At 46.1% G+C, this 22,926-nt stretch carries 16 protein-coding genes; 8 read left to right on the top strand and 8 right to left on the bottom strand.

From position 1 onward, the window contains the following. Positions 1–2: 2 nt before the first annotated feature. Positions 3–878, top strand: a complete 876-nt coding sequence (locus C900_RS03765; protein ID WP_009578271.1) for a dimethylarginine dimethylaminohydrolase family protein — start codon at positions 3–5, stop codon at positions 876–878. A 17-nt stretch (positions 879–895) separates the two neighbouring features. Here C900_RS03765 and C900_RS03770 read toward each other — a convergent pair whose 3' ends face one another. Continuing rightward, positions 896–1,171, bottom strand: a complete 276-nt coding sequence (locus tag C900_RS03770) for a hypothetical protein (protein ID WP_009578272.1) — start codon at positions 1,169–1,171, stop codon at positions 896–898. 106 nt (positions 1,172–1,277) lie between these two features. Here C900_RS03770 and C900_RS28070 point away from each other — a divergent pair, with 106 nt between their 5' ends. Both C900_RS28070 and C900_RS03780 read left to right on the top strand, forming a co-directional pair. Next, entirely contained in the window at positions 1,278–2,099 is an 822-nt protein-coding gene (locus C900_RS28070; RefSeq protein ID WP_083867428.1) for a Rho termination factor N-terminal domain-containing protein, read from the top strand. A gap of 317 nt (positions 2,100–2,416) precedes the next feature. Then, complete coding sequence (locus C900_RS03780) at positions 2,417–3,544, top strand: cyanophycinase (RefSeq protein WP_009578275.1); 1,128 nt, start codon at positions 2,417–2,419, stop codon at positions 3,542–3,544. 164 nt (positions 3,545–3,708) lie between these two features. Here the strand turns inward: C900_RS03780 and C900_RS03785 are convergent, their stop codons facing one another. From C900_RS03785 to C900_RS03815, 7 genes are all read right to left on the bottom strand, one after another. Next, complete coding sequence (locus tag C900_RS03785; protein WP_051052768.1) at positions 3,709–4,293, bottom strand: DUF3347 domain-containing protein; 585 nt, start codon at positions 4,291–4,293, stop codon at positions 3,709–3,711. 25 nt (positions 4,294–4,318) lie between these two features. Beyond that, on the bottom strand, positions 4,319–6,088 hold the full coding sequence (locus tag C900_RS03790) for an efflux RND transporter periplasmic adaptor subunit (RefSeq protein ID WP_009578277.1): 1,770 nt from the start codon (positions 6,086–6,088) through the stop codon (positions 4,319–4,321). A gap of 68 nt (positions 6,089–6,156) precedes the next feature. Further along, positions 6,157–7,230, bottom strand: coding sequence for a class I fructose-bisphosphate aldolase (locus C900_RS03795; RefSeq protein WP_009578278.1), 1,074 nt, complete (start codon positions 7,228–7,230; stop codon positions 6,157–6,159). A gap of 83 nt (positions 7,231–7,313) precedes the next feature. Then, positions 7,314–8,561, bottom strand: a complete 1,248-nt coding sequence (locus C900_RS03800) for a TolC family protein (protein ID WP_040495528.1) — start codon at positions 8,559–8,561, stop codon at positions 7,314–7,316. After that, a complete protein-coding gene (locus C900_RS03805; RefSeq protein WP_040495530.1) occupies positions 8,558–9,271 on the bottom strand; it encodes an acetolactate decarboxylase in 714 nt (237 codons plus the stop codon). Before C900_RS03805 ends, C900_RS03800 begins: the two co-directional genes overlap by 4 nt. Continuing rightward, positions 9,258–13,070 (bottom strand): efflux RND transporter permease subunit, encoded by a 3,813-nt coding sequence (locus C900_RS03810; protein WP_009578281.1) that lies wholly within the window; start codon positions 13,068–13,070, stop codon positions 9,258–9,260. Before C900_RS03810 ends, C900_RS03805 begins: the two co-directional genes overlap by 14 nt. 91 nt (positions 13,071–13,161) lie before the next feature. After that, positions 13,162–13,614: an HYC_CC_PP family protein gene (locus tag C900_RS03815; RefSeq protein ID WP_009578282.1), complete on the bottom strand. Its 453-nt coding sequence runs from the start codon at positions 13,612–13,614 to the stop codon at positions 13,162–13,164. A 300-nt stretch (positions 13,615–13,914) separates the two neighbouring features. Between C900_RS03815 and C900_RS03820 the strand changes: the two genes are divergently transcribed. From C900_RS03820 to C900_RS03840, 5 genes are all read left to right on the top strand, one after another. Next, entirely contained in the window at positions 13,915–14,919 is a 1,005-nt protein-coding gene (locus C900_RS03820; protein ID WP_009578283.1) for a cytochrome c oxidase subunit II, read from the top strand. 189 nt (positions 14,920–15,108) lie between these two features. Then, positions 15,109–16,839: a cytochrome c oxidase subunit I gene (locus C900_RS03825; RefSeq protein WP_009578285.1), complete on the top strand. Its 1,731-nt coding sequence runs from the start codon at positions 15,109–15,111 to the stop codon at positions 16,837–16,839. Positions 16,840–17,027: 188 nt separating this feature from the next. Continuing rightward, positions 17,028–18,809: a thiamine pyrophosphate-requiring protein gene (locus tag C900_RS03830; protein ID WP_009578286.1), complete on the top strand. Its 1,782-nt coding sequence runs from the start codon at positions 17,028–17,030 to the stop codon at positions 18,807–18,809. Continuing rightward, positions 18,809–19,933 (top strand): enolase C-terminal domain-like protein, encoded by a 1,125-nt coding sequence (locus C900_RS03835; protein ID WP_009578287.1) that lies wholly within the window; start codon positions 18,809–18,811, stop codon positions 19,931–19,933. The genes C900_RS03830 and C900_RS03835 overlap by 1 nt, the downstream gene beginning before the upstream one ends. A 2-nt stretch (positions 19,934–19,935) precedes the next feature. Further along, entirely contained in the window at positions 19,936–22,884 is a 2,949-nt protein-coding gene (locus C900_RS03840; RefSeq protein ID WP_009578288.1) for an FAD-binding and (Fe-S)-binding domain-containing protein, read from the top strand. Positions 22,885–22,926 lie beyond the last annotated feature (42 nt).

Consider the following 22,926-nt stretch of genomic DNA (forward strand, 5'->3'; position numbering starts at 1 on the left):
TTTTGAACACTTTTCACCAATACAACGAAACAGACCCACTAAAGAAAGTAATAATAGGACGCTATCAGGGCTATCGCGCGGAGGAAGCCTACGTAGAGATAGTCAATGAGGAACAAAAGAAAGGGCTTCCTGATGTGCAGGAGTTAGGTCCGGAGTTTGAGAGTTTTAAGCATCACCTCGAAGCCCGTGGAGTAGAAGTACTCGTACCACAATATGTTGGGAAATTTGTATACGATCAATTGACCCCCAGAGATATTGGTATCACCATTGGAAATAAGTTTGTAATGAGCAATATGGTCAACCAGAGCAGGAGGTATGAAGCTGCAGGTATTTTCCCTATGATCAACAACATGAAGGGAGAGGAACCGGCCATACTTTTACCACCCGGTAACGACATACTTCTTGAAGGTGGCGACATATTAGTGGACAAAGGCAATATTTTCGTTGGTATTTCCCAGCGGACTAATGAGGCCGGTTTTGACTTTCTGGAAGAAGTATTTGGTGACAGGTTTAACCTGGTACCAGTCTATTGTCGCAGCCTTGACGAAGGGAAAAATGTCCTCCACCTCGACTGTACTTTTAACCCGGTAGGCCGGCAACATGCCTTGATATACCCTGATGGATTCCGTGAAGTACCGGGTATTATAAAAGATGAATATCAATGGATAGAGATCAATGCTGAAGAACAGGCGGAATTAGCTACTAACGTAATATCCATTAATCAGGATACTGTCATCAGCCGTGATCATAAAAAATGTCAGCGCGTCAATGACGAGATGAAGAAAGTTGGCATTGAGGTGATAGAACTCCCTTTTGATGCAGCGCCTGCTACAGGAGGTTCGTTCAGGTGCTGTACATTACCTTTGGTGAGAGCTTAAACATACAAATAATCGCTTTATGCGGATCTTTGGTAATTGTACACATCGAGCAGAGCATCCACAATGTTGTGTGCATCTCTAAATCGCTGATTCTTATAAACACATTTTCGAACCTCCCCGGTCTCCTTTTGAAATGCTATTCTTCCAAAGATCTTCGACTGCATGTTATAAAATGAGATCATCAAAATAGTATTTCCCTGACCATCGGAATAAAGGCACTCTACTTTGAACCGGTCGTTGTGCCGGGCCGTGATCTTTCTCAAAAGGATTTCGAGGTCTTCCAACTGTACCATTCCGGGGGAAATTTAAACATTCTCTCTTATAGATACTGTAACGAGTAAAAAAGTGATCGGGGTATTAACATTACTCCATCGGCCCTTTTTAATAACCCGGGAAAACATGTCGTATATCTCACCTGTTTTATTATTAAACAACGAAGGACGGCTTATGGCAAAGGGTGATAATAAAGGTGGCGAAAAATATAATATGTTCAAAGAGTTTGAAGGCTCCCGGTATTCGGGTATGAAGATTGGCGCCAGCCATAAGTGGTATTACGACCGGGGAGAGTGGCGAGAACGCAAAGTGACCCCGGAAAATTGGGATATTTACTACGAAACGACAAAAAACAGAGCGGGAAAGGCTCCCGAAGGGTCAGGGGCACCTGTGGGAACAGAATACAACTGGTTGATTGTAGCCCATCAGCGGGTGAGTAAACTGGACGCCAACAGCTATATGACCTGTCTCGATGGCAAAAAGTTTAAGGTAGCCCACAAACGGGCCGGCAAAAACAGATGGAATACTAAAGAAAAGACACAGCGCAAAAAGGTGATCCAATTTTTAGAGCAAGTGATCCAGAACCTGAAAGAAGCGGATGAAGACGAACAAGTACCATACACTGTTGGAGAAGTAGAACGAATATATGGTCTGGAACACAAAAACAAAGCTGAACTTTATGAAGTGGCCGCAGAAAGGAATATACCTAATCGCTCAAAAATGAGTAGAGCGGAACTGTTAGACGCAATAACGAATACCATCAGCCAAAAAAAGGCTGAGCCAACTGAAACCAAAAGAACCGAACAACCAGATGAAAAGCTTACCAATAAAAGCAAAGAAGCACTTTACGATTTGGCACAAAAGCGAAGGATTAAAGGCCGCTCTCAGATGAAAAAGAAAGAACTGGTCAATGCATTGAAAGAAAGACAAAAGAAAACGGTATTGTAAAGTATACTACCAGAATGAGGCATCAATACCCTCTTCTCTTGACAATGTCTTAATTAATTGCTACTTTTTGGAATATTTCAAGAATGCAGACTCAACGCACACATATCCATAAACTCCTACCATACAAGTTTTTACCTTGTAAGGCCCTCGGTTTGCGTAATCTGCAACCCATTTTTGATTGTTAGCCCATCTAATTTTCATACAACTTCCCGGCTACAGGTATCAGGATGATGCCTGTGAACAGTTTTTTTACTAAAAATACCTCCGTTCCCGGTGCGGGAACAGGGTATTTTATCTATTAACCAACCCATATCGTTATGAAAATTAAACTAACACACATCCTGCTTTCGTTAGCAGCATTGCTCTTTTTTGGATGCGAAGAAGACGCAGTAACAGATCAATCACAAATCGATTCTAAAATAGACTCAAGTGCCAAAAAACCTGGAGGTGGGAATGGCGGTGGGAATGGAGGCGGCGGAAACGGTGGTGGGAATGGCCCCAAAGTTTACACAACAGGCGATGCTGCAGACGTCTCTACTTCCACTTCATTCGGAATAGCCCTGATGGGTGGTGCAGACGCCTACACTACTGCTGAAACAGCGGCCTTCCAGTTCTTGGTTAACAAATCAGGAGGTGGTGATTTCGTGGTGCTGCGAGCATCCGGATCTGACGGATACAACAGCTTTATCTACAATGATATCGGAGGAGTCAATTCGGTTGAAACCATTATTGTTGACTCACGGGCTGATGCCGACCATACCACCACGGAAACAATTGTAAAAAATGCAGAAGCTATCTTCATTGCCGGAGGTGATCAGTCTGATTATGTCAACTACTGGAAGGATACCAAACTTGAAGCTGCCATTAATTACGCGCTTAATACCAAAAATATACCTATTGGTGGTTCCAGTGCGGGATTAGCTATACTTGGAGAGTTCTATTATGGCGCTACAGGCTCCTCAGTGATCTCCAGCGAGGCCCTGAATGACCCATACAATTCCGGGATGGCAGGATTGGATGGCGGAAGCTTTTTAAATGTAAATTATCTCTCCAACCTTATCACCGATTCACATTACAATGAAAGAGACAGGCAAGGCCGCCACTTTACCTTTATGGCTCGCTTAGTACAGGATTTTGGTGTGGCCTACGGAAGTGTTAAAGGGATTGGGGTCGATGAGGCAACTGCTGTTTTGGTGGAAAGCAACGGGTCTTCCAAAGTATTCGGTTCGGGAAGTGCATATTTCCTGAAAGGCAATGGAGGTACACCCGAAACATGTCAGTCCGGAACACCTCTAACGTGGTACAGGGGCGGACAGGCTGTATCTGCTTATGTAGTTCCTGGCACGACCAACGGTTCTAATACCTTTAATCTCGCCAGTTGGAGTGGTTCGGGAGGCACCAGTGAGTATTGGTATGCCAATAGCGGTAGCTTTACGAGAAATTAATGTACTCCGAAGCAATCCAGCTACTTTCAGTCGATTTTGACAATAACCGACAGGAAGTCATTGATTAACCACAGAGGAAACGGAGGAGAACAGAGGTTCACAGAGGAATCTCTCTGCCTTCTCCATAAGCCTCCGTTACCTCTGCGGTTTTCATTCAAGTATTTCTATTTCGAGGCGATAGTCTCTTTCACAGCTCCGCATTTTAGCATTTTATCACCAAAATACGGATTTCTGATCTCCTTACTTGAACTCAGCCAGTAAGCGCCCTGATTATCAAATGCCATAGGGCAATGCTGTTTATAAAGGGTCATCCCTGTATTTTTTGCTTTAGCGAGTGCATAAATGTTTTGAGACATCTGGTCAAAGTGTTCTCTGATATACTCCATCTCATCAGTATCAACAATATGCCGGGCATCTTCTTTAAGTCCGCTAACAGCCCGACTACCTTCTGCTCCTTCGAGAGCAGCCAGCATTTTCTTCGCCCCTTCCTTCGCCTGATCTGCCTCGGTGGCTACCAAAGCATCTTTGACTTCCAGGTAGGAGCTGATAACATTTTTAGACTGTTCATCGGAAATTCCCGAAAAATCTGCCGTTGTAGCCTGCTCTCCTTCATGCATGTCCTCATGTTCGTGCCGTTCTTCTGTTGTAGCTTCTGTGTCTACATTTTCCGCAGGTTTGTTACAGGCAACAACGAAGGCCATAAGGGATAATAACAAGCAAATGTTAAAAATAAGTTTCATAGTTTTCATTGTGTAATATTTAAGGTTTCAAAAATTATTCAATTGTTTCAGATACCTCACCACAGGTAAGCATCATCTCCCCATAATAAGGATTGCGTATCTCATCAATACTGCTTAGCCAGTCAGCTCCTTTATCATCATTGGCCATAGGGCAATGTTGTACATAGATGGCCTGTGCAAAAGGCCCAAAGCTTTTCGCCAGTTTCACCATGCCCTCCGAGAGCGGGATAAAATGCTTACGCGCCTGATCTATATTGGCCGATGAAATCAATGCTTCCACATTTCTATTTAGAGTGCCCTGCAACTGCATCCAAAGGTCATGAGCCTCTCCTTCAAAATTCTTCATTGATATTTTATTCAGCCTGGCTTTAAAATCCTTAGCTTCGATCACCGCTTCTTTGTGATTAGAGGCTACAAGAGCATCTTTTAACGGATAGTAACTAAGTATCAAGTCTTCCAACTCCTTTTTTGCAGCCTCACTTGCCTTTACCCGCTGCACCGGAGCATTGGTGATCGTACCTGACACCACCCCATGGTCATGTCCTGTCATAGCTGCACCTCCTTCAGGGTTCATCATACTAGGCTTTCCAGCAAGCTGAGCTGCTGCATCAACGGTAAAAGTGCCATTCACCACTACCAGTTCCCCAGTTTCCAATCCTTCCTCAACCACATACCTGTCGCCCAGCGATGGCCCTAATACTACCTCCCGCATTAAGAAAGAAGGGGTTTCCGATGCCTGATCCTTCACATAGACAACAGATCTTTCGCCCGTCCACATTACTGCTGACTTTGGTAGTGTCAGTTGTTGATCATCAGCCCGAATCTCTGCCTGCACGATTCCTGTGGCAAACATCTGTGGCTTCAGCTTTTGCCCGGGATTGGCGGTTTCTACCCTTACACGTGCCACCCGTGTCTGCATGTTGATCACCGGAGATATGAAGGTGACCTTACCATCAAATTTTTGTCCCGGTAATGAGGCAACGGTAAACTCAACGCGATCACCCAGATCAACCCATGGCAGGTCATTTTCATAGGCATCAAACTCCACCCACACCCGCGACAGGTCGGCTATAGTATACAAGGCCTCTCCCCTTTTCAGGTAGTTACCCACATTTACTTTCTTTTCCATGACTATACCCGACTGGTCAGCCAGAATATCGATGGTTTCCCGAATGTTGCCTGATTCACCTATACCGTTGATCTGCTTTTCCGAGAGTCGCAAAGCTTTTAGTTTCTCCACTGAAGCTTTGTACAGGGCAGGCTGAGAGTCCTTAATAGAAAGTGTCTGCAAGAGCTCCTGTTGGGCAGCTATCAGTTCGGGAGAGTAAATGCTGGCCAGGCGCTGTCCTTTTTGCACATACTCACCTGTAGTATTGACAAAAAGCTGCTCCACACGACCACTAACGTGAGCAGACTGTGACTTCACCAGCTTTTCATCGGGTACTACCGTGCCATTGAGCCGGATAGCCTTCTCAACAGCCGCAGTTCCTACCTGCATGGTTTGCACATTGGCGAGCTTCACCGCTGTCTCCGTCATGGAAACTGCCATAGCATTGACACCACCGTCATCAGAAGCGAGTGGGATCAGGTCCATACCGCAAATCGGGCATTTTCCCGGTTCAGACTGACGGATCTGGGGGTGCATAGAACATGTCCAGACAGTTTCATCGGCATGCTCCGCAACAGAATGGTCTGCTTCCTGCTCATTGGCATCATTACCAGACCAGAACAGATACCCTAAAAAAAGACCTGTTGCCAATGCTAGCAAAGCAACAAGCCATGGATTTCGAAAGTAGTTTCTCATATTATCTAATTTTAAGCCCTCAGCTACAAGCCCCCTAGTGACCAGTGACTAATAACCAGTGACTATATTTATGCAAGCGTAATGTCCTGGTTGAGGTAGACGTCCTGCACCGTATTCAGAAGTTCCACACCTTTATTAAAAGGTCTCTGAAATGCCTTTCTGCCTAATATCAATCCCGAACCACCTGCTCTTTTATTAATTACTGCTGTTTTGACTGCTTCCTGAATATCAGATTCACCTTTGGAGGCTCCTCCTGAGTTGATCAATCCGATTCTACCGGAATAGCAATTCAGCACTTGGTACCTGCAAAGATCAATCGGATGATCCGTGGCCAGTTTATCGTACATATCAGGGTGTGATTTACCAAATTTCAGGTTAGTAAAACCCCTGTTGGTATCCGGCAGCTTTTGCTTGATCACATCCGCCTGTATGGTTACTCCCAAATGGTTGGCCTGCCCTGTCAGGTCTGCCGCGGTGTGGTAGTCGGTGCCATTCTGCTTGAAATTCGAGTTCCGCGTATAGCACCAGAGTATAGTAGCCATTCCCAACTGGTGCGCCTCTTCAAAGGCACTAGCCACTTCCATGATCTGCCGGGTAGATTCTTCCGAACCAAAGTAAATGGTAGCGCCTACAGCAACCGCCCCAAGTTCCCATGCTTCCCGAACCGACCCAAACATGATCTGATCATAAGCATTCGGATAGGAAAGCATCTCGTTGTGATTGATCTTCACCAGGAAAGGTATCTTGTGGGCGTATTTCCTGGAAAGCAATGCCAATCCTCCGAATGTTGTTGCCACGGCATTGCACTGTGCCTCAATGGCAAGCTCCAGTATCTTTTCAGGATCAAAGTAAATAGGGTTGGGAGCAAAAGCGCTACCAGCCGAATGCTCTATACCCTGATCCACAGGAAGGATCGAGAGGTAGCCAGTCCCCGCAAGCCGACCTGTATTATATAATGTGGACAGGCTTCTCAACACCTGAGGCGACCGGTTGCTCGAGGCAAATATCTTATCCACCTTATCAGGTCCTGTGTGATGCAGCGCCTCCTTTTTAACTGTTTTGCATTCATGCTCCAGTAAATCAGAAGCTTCACTTCCCAGTATGGAAGCAATTTTGTCTAGAGTGTGGTTAGCAGTTATCATAAATTTAAATGTTTTTGATTGGTTAAGAATTCTACATTTAAAATCAGCTTCGCACCTAAATTGTTATGTTTTATCACTTTGTTTTAGTTGTTTCTCTCTTCTTCTGACACTTCATAGGTCAGGTATTCTATATCCGACATCATTAGCAGGTAATTTTTATAGGCAGTATAATACCCGCGCTCAAATTGGATCAGCTTCTGCTGTATCTGTAGCACCTCTTCAAAATCAGAAAGGTTGTTAGTATAGTCTGATATGGAAAGCTCTAAGGTTTTATTAGAGATCTCTATCTCGGATCTAAACAGGTCCATTTGATCCTGCGCCACCTGCAACTGATAGTAAGCTATGTCCAACTGTGACAGAAAAGTGTTGATCGCATTTTCCTGTTCAAACTGAAATTGCTCTTCCCTCAATTCTGCTTCCTTTACCGCAGCATTATATTTTTTTCGCCAGATGGGCAACCCTATAGTCACCATAGGCATAATCACATTTTTTCCATTGTCAGACATCGACATGTCTGTTCTTTTATCCACTACTACATAGTCCAAACCTGCCCCCAGGTTCGGGTAACCGCTTTTTATCGCTACACGCTTGCTCTGCCCAGAAGCCTGCTGCTGGAGTTGATAAAACTGAACGACAGGATGTGCGGGCAAAGTATCAGGTCTAATATATTCGTGTAATGGTTTAACAGGGATTGAATCGGCTATCACAATTTCCGGTTGGACCTGTTGATTGATCAGCCTTTCAAAGGATGCCTTTAAGGGTTCCATCCGGTTTTGGAGAATCTTCAACTGCGTTTTCACCTGCTGCTGTTCCAACTGTACGCGAAGAACATTTGCCAGCCGTCCCTCTCCGCTGCTAAACCTTGTCTGTGCCAACTTTTCATAACTATCCAGCAGCGCCAGGTTCTTTTGCTCCAGTTCCATGAGTTTTTGTACTTCCCATATTTCGTAATACTGCCCCTTCACCATTTGAAACAGCTTTCCCCTTGCGTTGATAAACTTCAGGTAATTAGCCTTCGCCTGCAAAGCGGCTACATCGCCACGGGCATCAAGTGTACCAAACCAGGGAAACATCTGACTTAAAGAAAACCTCACGCGTTGCGGACCTACACGGGTCTCGACAGGACTAATAAAATACCCAATCGACAGCGTAGGATCCTGCAGGGTTTTGGCCTGAGGTATTTTTTCCAGTGATGCTTCAAATTCAGCATATCGGGCCTTTAGCTCCGGGTTGTTTTCCGCTGCTATTTCTAAGTACTGGTTCAGCTCCGCCTGCGCCATTAACTGAGCCAGCGGAATCAAGAATATGATATGGAATAGTAATAACCTCATAAGCTGACCGGGATAAATAATTTAACATCTTTATCTAACCTCAATGCATCCACATGCCCCATTTCATCTGCTTTCTCATTCCTCACATGCATGTGCAGGTTTGAATTGTGATGGGTAAATATCCCGTGATGACCGGTGGAGTAAAATCCGGTGATATAAACCTTCTCATTTTCCAACACTCCCTGATATCCAGCCTTACGATGCTCATCGTGCGTGGCTTTTGATACTGCCAAAGGTTGGATCACATGGTATTCAGCGGCTGTAGCCTTTCCTTCCAGTCGAAAAGGGAATGGCGATCTTAACCCTTCCTTTTTCGCCAGTCCTGAAAGATAATACTCCAGGTCTTTCATGGTCTCCACCGTATCAGGTAAGTTATGCCGGCCCCATGCTTCCACTATTGTATAAACCAGCAGTGTAGCCTGATAGTTAAAATCATTCAATACGCTAACTCCTCCATTTTGAACCACACTTACATAGGGAGTTCCATTCTCAACCAGTATCTCCCCTTTCAGGGAATCCAACGCCCCGATGGCATACAGGCGCCCCATTCCCCGCAGGGTATCCAGATCTACTTTGGCTGAGATGTCATTCTGATGCATCATTTTCCTCAGTTCACCCGCATAGTGTACCTCCACATCCTGAAGATGCGGAGTATTACAGGCCATTAATGCTCCTGAAAGGAGCAGTGATAAATATTTAAATTTCATCATTACTGTCGTCTTTAATTGTTGCTTCCTTCCACCACCCGTACAATACAGGCACTACAAATATGGTTACAATGGCAATGGTCATCCCCCCGAAAATGGGGATTGCCATCGGAACCATAATATCTGAGCCTTTTCCTGTAGAGGTCAGGATGGGGACCAGCGCTATCAATGTGGTTGCCGTGGTCATCATGGCTGGCCGCACTCGTCTTTCTGCGGCTTCAGTTACTGCAGTACGAATTGCAGGAACAGAGCCCCTCACCCCTTTTGCGAAATGCTGATCCAGATATGTAGTCATCAGCACCCCATCGTCAGTGGCTATACCGAACAGTGCGATGAAGCCTACCCAGACCGCGACACTCAGGTTGATGGTTTTCATCTGGAAAAGTCCGCGCATATTGGTGTCAAAAAATTCAAAATCAGCAAACCACGCCTGCCCGTACAGCCAGATCATTACAAAACCCCCTGAAAAAGCCACGGCTATTCCTGTAAACACCATCAGCGAAGTGAGCACCGACCTGAATTGAAAGTAAAGGATCAAAAAGATGATGATCAGCACCAATGGCACTACAACAAAAAGCCTTTTTTCAGCACGCACCTGGTTTTCGTAAGTACCGGAAAACCGATAGCTCACCCCGTGTGGAACTGTCAACTCACCGGCTGCTATTTTATCGTTTATAGCCTTTTGAGCATCATTAACAACATCCACCTCTGCATACTCAGGCTTTTTATCAAATAGCACATAGCTGGTTAAAAAAGTCTCTTCGCTCTTGATCACCTGTGGCCCGCGTACGAATTCGATATCCGACAATTGCCCCAACGGCACCTGAGCCCCTGAAGGCGCCATGATCAGTATCCTTTTTAGCTCCTGCGGATCATCCCGTAGCTCCCTCGGATAACGGATGCGTATGGGGAACCGCTCTCTGCCCTCAACAGTAGTGCTTAGCTTCATACCTCCAATGGCCGTTTCTATAGAGCGTTGCACCTGCTCCACGGTAAGTCCATAACGTGCTATGGCATCACGATCTATGTTGAGCTGTATGTATGGCTTTCCCACCACCCTATCTGCAAAAACCGCTTCTTTCTTTACTGATGGCACCATTTTCAGTACCTCTTCCAGTGCAAAGCCAAAAGCCTCGATAGTTTCCAGGTCAGGACCGGCTATTTTAATACCCATAGGCGCCCGCATACCGGTTTGTAGCATCACCAGCCTGGTTTCTATGGGCTGCAACCTGGGTGCGGAGGTTACGCCAGGCAAGTTGGTAGCCTTAACGATTTCATTCCAGATGTCACCCGGATTTTGGATTTCGTCACGCCAATTGCGGAAATATTCACCATTGTCGTCCGCCATAAGCTGCGTTTTGGGAAGCCTCAGCGCTATGATCTCCTGGCGGCTTAAAGCATCACCGGATCTCAAAAGGAAACGCCCTTCATCATCTGTTTTAAACCTCATCCTTCTGCCCTTGTCATCTACCGCATATTCCGGCTTATAGTTGATAACATTTTCATACATGGAGATAGGCGCCGGGTCCAGGGCGCTTTCTACCCTTCCCAGCTTGCCCACCACTACATCCACCTCCGGAATACTGCTTACACGCATGTCCAGCGTTTTTAGTGTCTTGATATTTTCTTCCATACCGGCATGAGGCATGGAAGTAGGCATCAGCAAAAATGATCCCTCATTCAGAGATGGCATAAATTCCTTTCCCACACCAGGAAAAGTATGGACCATCCCCGACCAGGCGGCATTGGTCCTGACATTCACCCCCACAGCGTCAAAGCCAACGGCTAAGAAGCCAAAAACCGTATTAAAACCCTGCCACACTACGATGCCAGACAACACGAGAAAGGCAGGTAATAACAGGAATGTCTTTTTATGATCCAGGCACCAGCGAAGTATGATGGTGTAATACCGGATGAGCAGTAGTGAGCCGCCCAATACCAGGCCGATGAGCAGTACTACAAATATGATATTCAGGAATATACCCCCTCGCACTCCGAGTGGTAGCCAATACATAGCCAATAGCCATGTTACTGCCAGTACGGTGATGATCACTCCGGCATGCTTCAGGTACCATGCATCAGATGCTGTATAAGCTTTTGCTACACCGGCAAGACCAAAAAGCAGTAAAACAATGCCTCCCCACACGGAAACGGTAAATACAATCAGCACCCCAAGAGGAAGAAGAGCAATGCTTAGCCATTTTCTCATTGATTTGCCGCTTATTTTCAACCCAAAAAACCAATGTGCAAGTGTAGGTAAGATAAACAAAGCAATGATCACTGCTGCTACCAGTGCAAAAGTCTTTGTAAAAGCAAGTGGCCTGAATAGCTTTCCTTCTGCTGCTTCGAGCGTAAAAACCGGGATGAAACTGATAATGGTGGTTGAAACAGCAGTAACAATAGCGCTGCTCACTTCTGCCGAAGCGGTGTAAATGGTCTCCAGGAGTGATATGGCTCTACCTTTGTTTTCCTCAATGTATTTAATAACATTTTCAGTGAGGATGATACCCAGATCTACCATTGTACCTATGGCGATGGCTATGCCACTCAGCGCAACGATATTGGCATCGACACCGGCATATCGCATGCTAATGAACACCATCAGCACCGCCAGAGGTAGCAGGAAGGATATAACCACAGACGTTCGCAGGTTAACGACCATTACAATGATAACAATGATCGTAATGAGGATCTCCAGGGACAGCGCCTCTTCAAGTGTACCCAGGGTTTCGTAGATCAGTTGTGTGCGGTCGTAAAAGGGTACGATAGTTACTTTGGAAACAGTACCGTCTTCAAGCGTTTTTACAGGCAGGCCCGACTCCAGCTCCGCGATCTTCTCTTTCACATTTTTTATCACCTGCAGTGGGTTGGCGCCATACCTCGCTACCACAACACCGCCGGTCACTTCAGCGCCACCTTTATCCAGCACTCCTCTGCGCGTAGCCGGTCCTATCGCAACCACAGCCACATCGCCAATTCGGACAGGTACATTATTTATTATTTTTATTACCGCCTTCTCCAGATCTTCAACGGTTTTGACATAGCCCAGTCCCCTGACCAGGTATTCCGCCTTGTTGATCTCCAAAGTTTTCGCTCCCACATCGCGGTTGGCATTCTGGACCGCTGCCATCACTTCATGCAGTCCGATGTTATAAGCCCGCAGCGCTTCGGGCCGAACATCGATCTGGTATTCTTTCACAAAACCACCGATAGACGCAACCTCTGCCACACCTTCTGATGAGGAAAGTCCGTACCTGACATAAAAATCCTGAATGGTACGTAACTCCTGCGGGTCCCATCCTCCGGTAGGGTTCCCTTTTTCATCTCTACCTTCGAGCGTATACCAGTATATCTGCCCCAGGGCGGTAGCATCAGGACCTAGCGCAGGCTGCACACCATCCGGAAGTACACCTGATGGCATGGAGTTCAGCTTCTCCAACACACGCGACCGTGACCAGTAAAACTCTACCTCTTCATTAAAAATGATGTAGATACTGGAAAAACCAAACATGGACGAACTGCGAATAGATCTAACTCCGGGAATTCCCAGCAAAGATGTAGTTAATGGATAGGTGATCTGATCCTCAATGTCCTGTGGTGACCGGCCCGGCCATTCGGTAAAGACGATTTGCTGGTTCTCTCCCAGGTCCGGGATAGCGTCAACCGGTACAGGGTCTCTTGGCAGGAAGTCAATATCCCAATCAAATGGAGCAGTAACCAGACCCCAACCGGCAAAAAGGACAATAAGCAGCGCTGTCACCAGCTTGTTTTCAAGAAAGAAACGTATGATATTATTTAACATGAAAATTTTATCTATTCAGCTTTTGGAATAAAAACAAGAAGCCCGTTCAGATTACCATACAAATAATCTGCGGGGTGTGTGAATAGATAAATTATAAAAGGAAGGACTGAACCATCACAAAAATGTCACGGTCAATCGGAGGGGGTCGATAAGTGGTGATAAAATCGAGTTGTGCATCAGATGCATGTGCAGGAATCTCCACTGAAGTTGTTTGTGGCACAAATTCAAAACTTTGATCAAACGCCACCTTAGCCAGCGCTACAGCTTCGTAGGCTGCAGGTTCCAGCATGATATCCTGATAATCACAGCAGTCATCTTCTGATTTTTCCAAAGCCATCATCTCCCCATGCATGTGACACGGTTTTTTGATGATTTTCTTCATCTCATGTTTACAGGCTTCGGCTTCTCCAAAAAAGCTAAATGATTTTAATGAGCCAGCACAATAATGTGCATTCAATTGAAAACCGGTAGTGGTAAAAAGCACCAATGCGGCCAAACTAACAGCCGCCATCCTTCTGGCAATATTTGATAAGTACCGGGTCATCTGTGTATTTAAACTCAAATTAACAGAAATAGTTTCAAATTCACAGGCAATCGTTGTGAAAATTCCCCGCTCCGAGTAGGTTGTTACCCGATATTCGGAATATCAACGAGTCATTTCAGAAACAAAAACCACTGATGGTACGCCTCATCCTGCACATACATTGCTGTATACCTGCTGGGGTTATGCGGCATTATATCTGCATATATTTGAAGAGGTTATTTTATCGATTTTCTATTACCAGACACACTAGATCAACCAAAAATCAACGAATATAACGGGGATATAACACTACTCTCATCTATGACCGAAATATTGTTTTATATCACCGGGGTACTGCTATTAATCATATTTTACCTCGTTTATAAAGCCTTGCGCCTACTCTACATTAGCAAAAAACGGCCATTAACAAGTGTAAAAAGCAATGATGTTAATGCTTATCTGATGCTGGCCTTTCTGTTGCTCTTTTTAGGTGGCTTTTGGGGGTATTCATTCTATGTCAGTGATGAAGGGCTGGCAGAAGCCGCTTCGGAACACGGAGACCGGGTAGATAAGCTTTTTTGGATAGCCACCACTGTTATACTTATCCCCTTTACGCTGCTACATATTTTACTATTTTGGGCTGCTTTCAGGTTCCGGCACAAAAAAGATCGCAGTGCCAAATACTACCCTTATAATTTTAAGTTGGAAATTTCATGGACGGTGATCACTGCAGGTACGTTGATAGCGCTCATTGCTATGGGGATAATTTTATGGTCAGATGTAAAATCGCCACCACCGAAGGAGGCCGAGGTAGTCGAGATCCTTGGGGCTCAGTATGTCTGGTTCATCCGGTACCCTGGCACCGATGGGAAACTCGGAAAGACCGACTACAGGTTGATCGATGACAAGAACAGTTTCGGCATGAACCTGAACGACCCCGCAGCTACAGATGATTTTACGCCCCCAAGGATACATATTCCCAAAGGACAACCGGTGCTCTTCCTCATTCGATCGAGGGATGTGATCCATAGTGTATTTGCCCCTCATTTCCGGCTAAAAATGGATGCCGTTCCTGGCATGACCACCCAGTTTTGGTTTATACCAAAATATACTACGGAAGAAATGAGGAGCAAAACCGGAAATCCCGATTTCAACTATGAAATAGCATGCGCAGAAATATGTGGTCGCGGGCACTTTGCCATGAAAATGATCATAGTGGTGGAAGAACCTGAAGATTACAGGGAATGGTATCAGCAGCAGCGGTCATGGGTGTCGCAACATCCCGCATATTTATCAAATCATGGTAACCAAAATAAATATAAATAGCTCAATATGTTAGGTGTCATTATCATACTCATCATACTCCTGTTCATATTCAACCGGGCTTATATTCACCGTACCAGGATACTTGCTTATTTTATTGAGGATACCAAAGAAGCAAAGGCCATCCGTAGCACAAAAGAGGTTCATGGTGAAAGTTTTGTTACGAAATATATCTTCAGCACTGATCATAAAATGATAGCCAAACAGTATCTGCTCACCGGTATATTTTGGGCTGTTATCGGAGGGCTTCTTTCATTATTGATCCGGGTGCAGTTGGGGATGCCGGAAATGGACCTGGACTGGTTGGAACCGGTCCTTGGCCGATGGATCACTGACGGGCGAATAGACCCCGAATACTACCTGAGCGCTGTTACCATGCATGGCGCCATTATGATGTTTATGGTACTTACTGCAGGATTAAGCGGCACATTCAGCAACCTGCTCATCCCCTTGCAAATAGGCGCACGCGATATGGCTTCAGGTTTCCTGAACATGCTTTCCTATTGGTTCTTTTTTATCTCGAGTTGTTTTTTTCTGGCAACATTGGTAGTCGAAACAGGGCCTCCTATGGGTGGCTGGGTAGTATACCCTCCACTGAGTGTCCTGCCACAGGCAGCGCCAGGTTCCGGCATGGGTATGACGCTGTATATTCTGGGCTTTGTTACGTTCATTATCTCCATTCTACTTGCCGGGTTGAACTATATTACTACTGTCATCAACCTTCGAACAGTGGGCATGTCGTTCAGCCGCCTTCCTCTAACGGTCTGGGCTCTGTTTTTTACGGCTATACTTGCGTTGTTCTCATTCCCCGTGCTCCTCACGTCTTTTTTACTATTATTTTTTGACCGCTCTTTCGGGACCAGCTTTTATTTGTCAGACATCTATATTGCGGGCGAGGCGCTTGCCTATTCAGGAGGCAGCCCACTCATCTATCAGCACTTGTTTTGGTTTTTAGGACACCCTGAGGTATACATCATTTTCCTGCCTGCATTGGGTATCACTTCCGAGATCATCTCTACATGCTCCCGCAAGCCTATTTTTGGCTATTGGTTCATGGTTTTAGCAATGCTCGCCATTGTCTTTCTTTCTTATGTAGTCTGGGCGCATCATATGTTCACTTCCGGGATGGATCCGTTTTTAGGTACTGTATTTACCATCACTACAGTAATCATTGCGGTGCCCTCCGCCATTAAAACATTCAACTATATCGCTACACTATGGGGCGGAAGTATTCATTTCACCCCTGCCATGTTATTCTCCATAGGATTGATCTCATTCCTCATGAGTGGCGGACTTACGGGTATCATTATTGGCAATTCCCCGCTTGATATTCAACTGCATGACACCTACTACATTGTAGCTCATTTTCACCTGGTGATGGGCGCCCTGGCCTTTTTCGGCATGTTTGCGGGCATTTATCATTGGTTTCCGAAAATGTTTGGCCGCATGATGAATAAAAAGCTCGGCTACATACATTTCTGGATCACGTTTATAGGCACATACCTGGTATTTATGCCCATGCACTTTATAGGCATGGCAGGGTTTCCCAGAAGATACTATACCTTTACTGCTTTCCAATACATGGATCGCTTCAATAACCTGAACCTTTTTATCACAATAGCCTCTATTATCACATTCGCAGCTCAACTAATTTTCCTCTATAATTTCTTCTACAGCATGTACAAAGGAAAAAAAGCCCCACGAAACCCCTGGAAGTCTAATACATTAGAGTGGACAACGGAAAAGGTAGTACCCGGTCACGGCAATTGGGAAGGCAGCATACCCACTGTGTACCGCTGGCCGTATGACTATAGCAAACCCGGAGCTCCGGATGATTTCATCCCTCAGAATATCCCTTTGATGCAGACAAAGGACTCTAATACTGAGGAAGAAAATAATATACTGGAAAGACAGCGATTGTAGGGCTCATTGTACAAATAATTCATCACAACCGGATAAAAAGCTCCACACTATGTAAAGACGTGACCTTGTAAGTAGTTGTAACAGACATACTCACATCATGGTGCCATTTTTGACCCATTATTTATGTCCTTCGGAGGCCTGATCAGGAGCTTCCATAATTTAAACTACGAACCATAAAAATCTGTGTCATGAGTAAAACAGTAAGCGACTTTGTCATCAATAGGTTATCAGACTGGGGAATCAAAAGGATATTTGGTTATCCCGGTGACGGTATTAATGGACTGATGGGAGCCTTAGCCAGGGCTGAAGAAAAGATGAAGTTTATCCAGGTGCGGCATGAAGAGATGGCAGCTTTTATGGCTGCGGGGCATGCAAAATACACAGGAGAAGTTAGCGTCTGCCTGGCTACCTCGGGTCCTGGGGCCGTCCACTTGTTAAACGGGCTCTACGATGCCAAAATGGACCACCAGCCTGTAGTAGCCATAGTGGGTCAACAGGCGCGTATGGCACTGGGTGGATCGTATCAACAGGAAATAGACCTTATTTCACTGTTTAAGGATGTAGCTCATGAGTATGTGCACATGGCTTCAACTCCCGAGCAGGTAAGGCATTTAATAGATCGTGCAGTCAGGATAGCTCAGGCAAAACGAACTGTTACCTGCGTGATCATGCCTAATGATGTTCAGGAACTGGACATGGTAGAACCTCCAAGGAAACACGGCAGTATCCATTCAGGCATCGGCCATTCTAGTGTGCGAATGCTTCCTGCTACGGATCAACTTCAGAAAGCAGCCGATATTCTCAATGAGGGTGAAAACGTAGCAATGCTTGTAGGGGCGGGGTGCTTTCACGCTGCCGATGAAGTGATAGAAACCGCGGAACTGCTGGGCGCAGGGGTAGCCAAAGCGCTTCTGGGAAAGGCCGCCATACCGGACGACCTTCCGTATGTAACAGGCGCTATTGGTCTGCTGGGCACCAAACCCAGTTGGGACCTGATGACAGACTGTGATACATTGCTGATGATAGGCACCAGCTTTCCTTACTCCGAATTTCTACCGAAAGAAGGTAAGGCGAGGGCCATACAAATAGATATTGACGCTAATCAATTGGGCATACGGTATCCCACCGAAGTGAACCTTCATGGTGATAGTAAGGAGACCCTTCGGGAACTGATCCCTTTGCTAAAAAGAAAGGAGAACCGTGAATGGAGAAATAAAATTGAAGAAAATGTGGCCGAATGGTGGAAGGTACTCGAAGCCAGAGCCATGAACAGCGCTGACCCGGTAAACCCTCAGCGGGTATTCTGGGAGCTTTCCTCACGTTTACCTGACAACTGTATTCTCTCTGCTGATTCGGGATCTGCCGCAAACTGGTTTGCAAGAGACCTGAAAATAAGAAAAGGCATGATGGCCTCTCTCTCAGGGAACCTGGCCACCATGTGTCCCGGTGTACCGTATGCCATAGCTGCCAAATTTGCCCACCCTGACAGGCCTTCTATTGCACTAGTAGGCGATGGCGCAATGCAGATGCTGGGCATAAACGGACTGATCACTATAGCGAAATATTGGAAGGAATGGACTGATCCAAGACTGATCGTCCTGATCCTCAACAATGGAGACCTGAACCAGGTCACCTGGGAACAGCGCGCACTTGCCGGAGACCCGAAATTTGAAGCCTCGCAAAACATTCCGGACTTCCCATATGCCGAATATGGCAGATTACTCGGGTTAGAGGGCATAAAGATTGATAGGCCGGACGATGTGGTGAGCGGCCTCGAAAGAGCATTGTCAGCACAACGCCCTGTGGTTTTGGAGGCTGTGGTTGACCCTAATGTACCGCCACTGCCACCGCACATCAAACTTGAGCAGGCGAAGGCCTTTGCATCATCCGTAATAAAAGGCGATGTAGACGCATGGGATATGATCAAAAAAACCTATAAAGATGCGGTAGAAGAATATCTGCCTCACTGATGGGCTTCAGTCTGGCAACAACGGAGATTGCAGAAACCATACAGATCGGGGGTCTTACCGTCACTACCTGCAGCGTACCCACTGATGGCCCCGAATCTGATGGCACGCTGACCTGGAACTGCACCACGATAGTACTGGTTGAAATAGAGGCTGGCGGCCAGTATGGTCTTGGGTACACTTACGCCAGTGAAGCGACTGCTACTTACATCGTAAAGGAGCTTCAGAAGCATGTGGTGGGAAAGAATATTTTTCACATACCAGCCATTATTGCCGGTCTCAAGGCCGGGATTAGAAACCAGGGCATGTCTGGCATCGCCATGATGGCCATCTCAGCCATTGATATAGCGCTATGGGATCTAAAAGCAAAAATATTTGGTCAACCGCTGTTCCGGCTGCTGGGAGCCAGGTCAGAAGGTATGCCGTTGTATGGAAGCGGGGGCTTTACCAACTACTCCACAGAGCAGCTTCAAGGGCAGTTGGCATCCTGGGAAGAAAAAGGGATGAAAGCTGTTAAAATGAAAATCGGCAGAGAGCCAAAAAAAGATCCTGAAAGGGTAAAAGTGGCACGGACGGCCCTTTGTAGTAAAACGGACCTTTATGTAGATGCTAACGGGGCATACAACGTAAAAGAAGCATTATCTATGGCAGAAAAATTTGCCGGACAGCAGGTAACGTGGTTTGAAGAACCTGTCTCTTCTGATAACCTGGAAGGACTCCGGTACTTACGAGACAGGGCTCCCGCAAGCATCCAAATTGCGGCCGGTGAATACGGATATATACCCCAATACTTTCAGCACATGATCTTTCCCCGTGCCATCGATGTATTGCAGGCAGATGCCACCAGGTGTGGTGGTATCAGTGGTTTTTTGGATATAGGTACCACATGTGCCACGTTAGAAATTCCCTTTTCGTCACATTGCGCCCCATTGGCGCACTTGCACGCAGCACTGGCTCTACCTGAATTTTATATCGCTGAATATTTCCATGATCATACACGCATTGAAAAGATCTTCTTTGAAAGTGCTGCAACGATAGAAAAAGGATACATGTTTCCCGATGAGCAAAGTCCGGGACTTGGAATAGAGCTCAAACACAAGGACATAGAAAAATACAAATTACGGTAAATATGCAAGATATATATACCTCACATGACACCCGCTTCTCCACACCTTCATCTGTTGATGTAGACATATACAGGCTGGAAAATGACCTTCGTGCAGTGGTGAGTGGCGAAGTAAATTTTGATGATGGAGCCAAAGGATTATACGCCACAGATGCCTCCAACTACAGGCAGATCCCACTCGGAATTGTTGTTCCGAAACACGAGGAGGATATCATAAATGCTGTAAAAATATGTCATAAATATAAAGCTCCTGTGCTTACCCGTGGCGGAGGGACTAGCCTGGCCGGTCAATGCTGTAATGTAGCTGTGGTCATTGACGTTTCGAAATACTTCAACAAAATACTTGATTTTAACCCGGAAAAAAAGCTCATCAAGGTTCAGACCGGACTGGTCCTGGATGAACTTAATCGATATATTAAAGATTCAGACCTGATCTTTGGCCCTGACCCTGCCACACATACGCATTGCACTATAGGTGGCATGATCGGCAACAATTCTTGCGGCGTGCATTCTGTCATGGCCGAATTTGCCGGAAATGGGGCTCGAATGGAGGATAATGTAGAATCTCTTACCATTTTAACCTACGATGGTCATAAAATGGAAGTAGGCCCTGTTTCTGGGGAAGAGTTAAAGACTATTATTCAAAAGGGCGGGCGAAAAGGCGAGATATTTCGGAAGTTGAAGGCTTTAAGTGAGGAACACGAAGACGAAATAAGAGAGAGGTTCCCCGATATACCAAGGCGAGTTTCAGGTTATAACCTTCCCGAACTTTTACCCGAAAACAATTTTAACATAGCAAGGGCGCTTGTGGGAACGGAAGGCTCATGTGTGGTGGTACTGGACGCCACACTAAAGCTTATTAACAAGCCGAAAGCAGCTTCATTGGTAGTGTTGGGCTACAAAGACATCTATGAAGCGGGAAATAATGTCCCTAAGGTACTGGAGTTCGAACCGGTAGGACTTGAGGGCATGGATTATAGGCTGGTAGAGTTTATGAAAAAGAAAGACCTTCACCCCCAGCATCTCAGTCTCCTGCCCGAAGGCGATGGTTGGTTGATTGCTGAGTTTGGCGCGGAAGATCAGGATAAAGCCAACAAAAAGGCTAATGAGCTTATAGAAGCGTTAAAAAAAGACGACAACCCTCCGAGTATCAGGCTATACGACAACGAAAAAAAACAAGAAGCCATCTGGGACATCCGGGAGTCAGGTTTGGGGGCCACCGCCTGGGTCCCGGGTGAGGTAGAAAGTGTGCCGGGGTGGGAGGACTCTGCGGTTGCGCCCGGAAGGGTTGGTGAGTACCTCAGGGACCTCAATCAACTGTTCACCGATTATGGCTACCACCCCGCTTTATATGGTCACTTTGGCCAGGGATGTATCCATTGCAGGGTCGGCTTTGATCTTTTTACTGCCGAAGGTCTCGAAAAATATCAGGATTTTACCATTAAGGCTACCGAACTCGTAAAACGGTACGGAGGCTCCATCTCAGGAGAACATGGTGACGGACAGGCCAGAGCAGATCTGCTGGAGATTATGTATGGGGAGAATATAGTACGTGCCTTCCGGGAGTTCAAAGCCATTTGGGACCCCGACTGGAAAATGAATCCCGGTAAAGTGGTGCAGCCGTATGGCCTGACCACGAATCTGAGGTGGGGTACTAATTATAATCCTGATAAGACGAAGACTTATTTCCAATTCCCGGACGATGAGAATGACTTCAGAAGAAGCACTTTACGCTGTGTTGGCGTAGGCAAATGCAGACGCAGTGAAGGCGGCACAATGTGTCCCAGTTTTATGGTTACCCATGAAGAAAAACACTCTACCCGTGGCCGGGCCAGGCTTCTTCATGAGATGGTGGTGGGTGACGTGGTTAAAAACAAGTGGAAAAACGAATCGGTTAAGGAGGCGCTTGACCTGTGCTTGTCATGCAAAGGCTGTAAAGGTGACTGTCCGGTAGATGTAGACGTGGCCACATACAAAGCGGAATTCCTGGCGCATTATTACAAGGGAAGGATCAGGCCAAGAGCAGCTTTTGCATTTGGACTAATATATTGGTGGGCGCGCTTAGGCTCGCTCATGCCCGGTGTAGTCAACTGGCTATCACGTGCGCCTGTGATTAAGACGATTATAAAGAAGATGGGAGATATTGCCTCTGAAAGAGAGCTGCCTAAATTTGCCCCAAATACTTTTCGCCAATGGTATAAGAGGAATAACAACGGTCAGGCTAAAAATAAATCGAAAGTAATTTTGTGGGCTGACACTTTTAATAATTTCTTTAAACCGGAAACGCTAATTGCCGGCAAAGAAGTGCTGGAAAGGGCAGGCTATCAGGTGGTGATCCCTGAAAAAATTCTTTGCTGTGGCAGGCCACTTTATGACTGGGGGATGTTAAAACAGGCCAGAAGAATGCTACGTGTGATCATCTCCTCACTCCAGGCGGATATTAGGTCAGGTACTCCGGTTGTCGGCCTGGAGCCAAGCTGTGTGGCCGTGTTCAGAGATGAACTCACAAACTTCTTCCCTCACGATAAGGATGCCGCAAGGCTTAAGGAGCAGACTTTTACACTGGCAGAATTTCTCCTCAAAGAGGATGTTGACTTGCCTGAATACCACAAAAAAGCCCTGATCCACCGGCATTGCCATCACCAGGCGATCATGAAATTTGACAGCGATGAGGAAGTACTTAAAAAACTGGGACTGAAATATCAAATTCTCGACTCCGGATGCTGTGGCATGGCCGGCGCCTTTGGTTATGAAGAAGGCGCCCGTTATGAAATATCTATAAAGGCCGGTGAAAGATACCTGCTACCACATGTCAGAAAAGCCGATCGGGAAACCATCATTATGACTGATGGCTTTAGCTGCCGTGAACAGATTGAACAATGCACAGATCGAAGCGCAAAACACCTGGCGGAGGTACTTCTGGAGGCTATGGAACGGGGAAAAATGGAATGAAGGGTAGTATCTTAGACCAAATTAGAATATTATTGCACTCCT

It is taken from the genome of Fulvivirga imtechensis AK7 (assembly GCF_000331535.1).
GTDB lineage: Bacteria > Bacteroidota > Bacteroidia > Cytophagales > Cyclobacteriaceae > Fulvivirga > Fulvivirga imtechensis.

Bases quoted from the DNA above. Each gene is read 5' to 3' on its own strand.
- C900_RS03770 (WP_009578272.1), bottom strand. From the start codon at position 1,171: ATGGTACAGTTGGAAGACCTCGAAATCCTTTTGAGAAAGATCACGGCC.
- C900_RS28070 (WP_083867428.1), top strand. From the start codon at position 1,278: ATGTCGTATATCTCACCTGTTTTATTATTAAACAACGAAGGACGGCTT.
- C900_RS03780 (WP_009578275.1), top strand. From the start codon at position 2,417: ATGAAAATTAAACTAACACACATCCTGCTTTCGTTAGCAGCATTGCTC.
- C900_RS03785 (WP_051052768.1), bottom strand. From the start codon at position 4,293: ATGAAAACTATGAAACTTATTTTTAACATTTGCTTGTTATTATCCCTT.
- C900_RS03790 (WP_009578277.1), bottom strand. From the start codon at position 6,088: ATGAGAAACTACTTTCGAAATCCATGGCTTGTTGCTTTGCTAGCATTG.
- C900_RS03795 (WP_009578278.1), bottom strand. From the start codon at position 7,230: ATGATAACTGCTAACCACACTCTAGACAAAATTGCTTCCATACTGGGA.
- C900_RS03800 (WP_040495528.1), bottom strand. From the start codon at position 8,561: ATGAGGTTATTACTATTCCATATCATATTCTTGATTCCGCTGGCTCAG.
- C900_RS03805 (WP_040495530.1), bottom strand. From the start codon at position 9,271: ATGATGAAATTTAAATATTTATCACTGCTCCTTTCAGGAGCATTAATG.
- C900_RS03810 (WP_009578281.1), bottom strand. From the start codon at position 13,070: ATGTTAAATAATATCATACGTTTCTTTCTTGAAAACAAGCTGGTGACA.
- C900_RS03815 (WP_009578282.1), bottom strand. From the start codon at position 13,614: ATGACCCGGTACTTATCAAATATTGCCAGAAGGATGGCGGCTGTTAGT.
- C900_RS03820 (WP_009578283.1), top strand. From the start codon at position 13,915: ATGACCGAAATATTGTTTTATATCACCGGGGTACTGCTATTAATCATA.
- C900_RS03825 (WP_009578285.1), top strand. From the start codon at position 15,109: ATGATAGCCAAACAGTATCTGCTCACCGGTATATTTTGGGCTGTTATC.
- C900_RS03830 (WP_009578286.1), top strand. From the start codon at position 17,028: ATGAGTAAAACAGTAAGCGACTTTGTCATCAATAGGTTATCAGACTGG.
- C900_RS03835 (WP_009578287.1), top strand. From the start codon at position 18,809: ATGGGCTTCAGTCTGGCAACAACGGAGATTGCAGAAACCATACAGATC.
- C900_RS03840 (WP_009578288.1), top strand. From the start codon at position 19,936: ATGCAAGATATATATACCTCACATGACACCCGCTTCTCCACACCTTCA.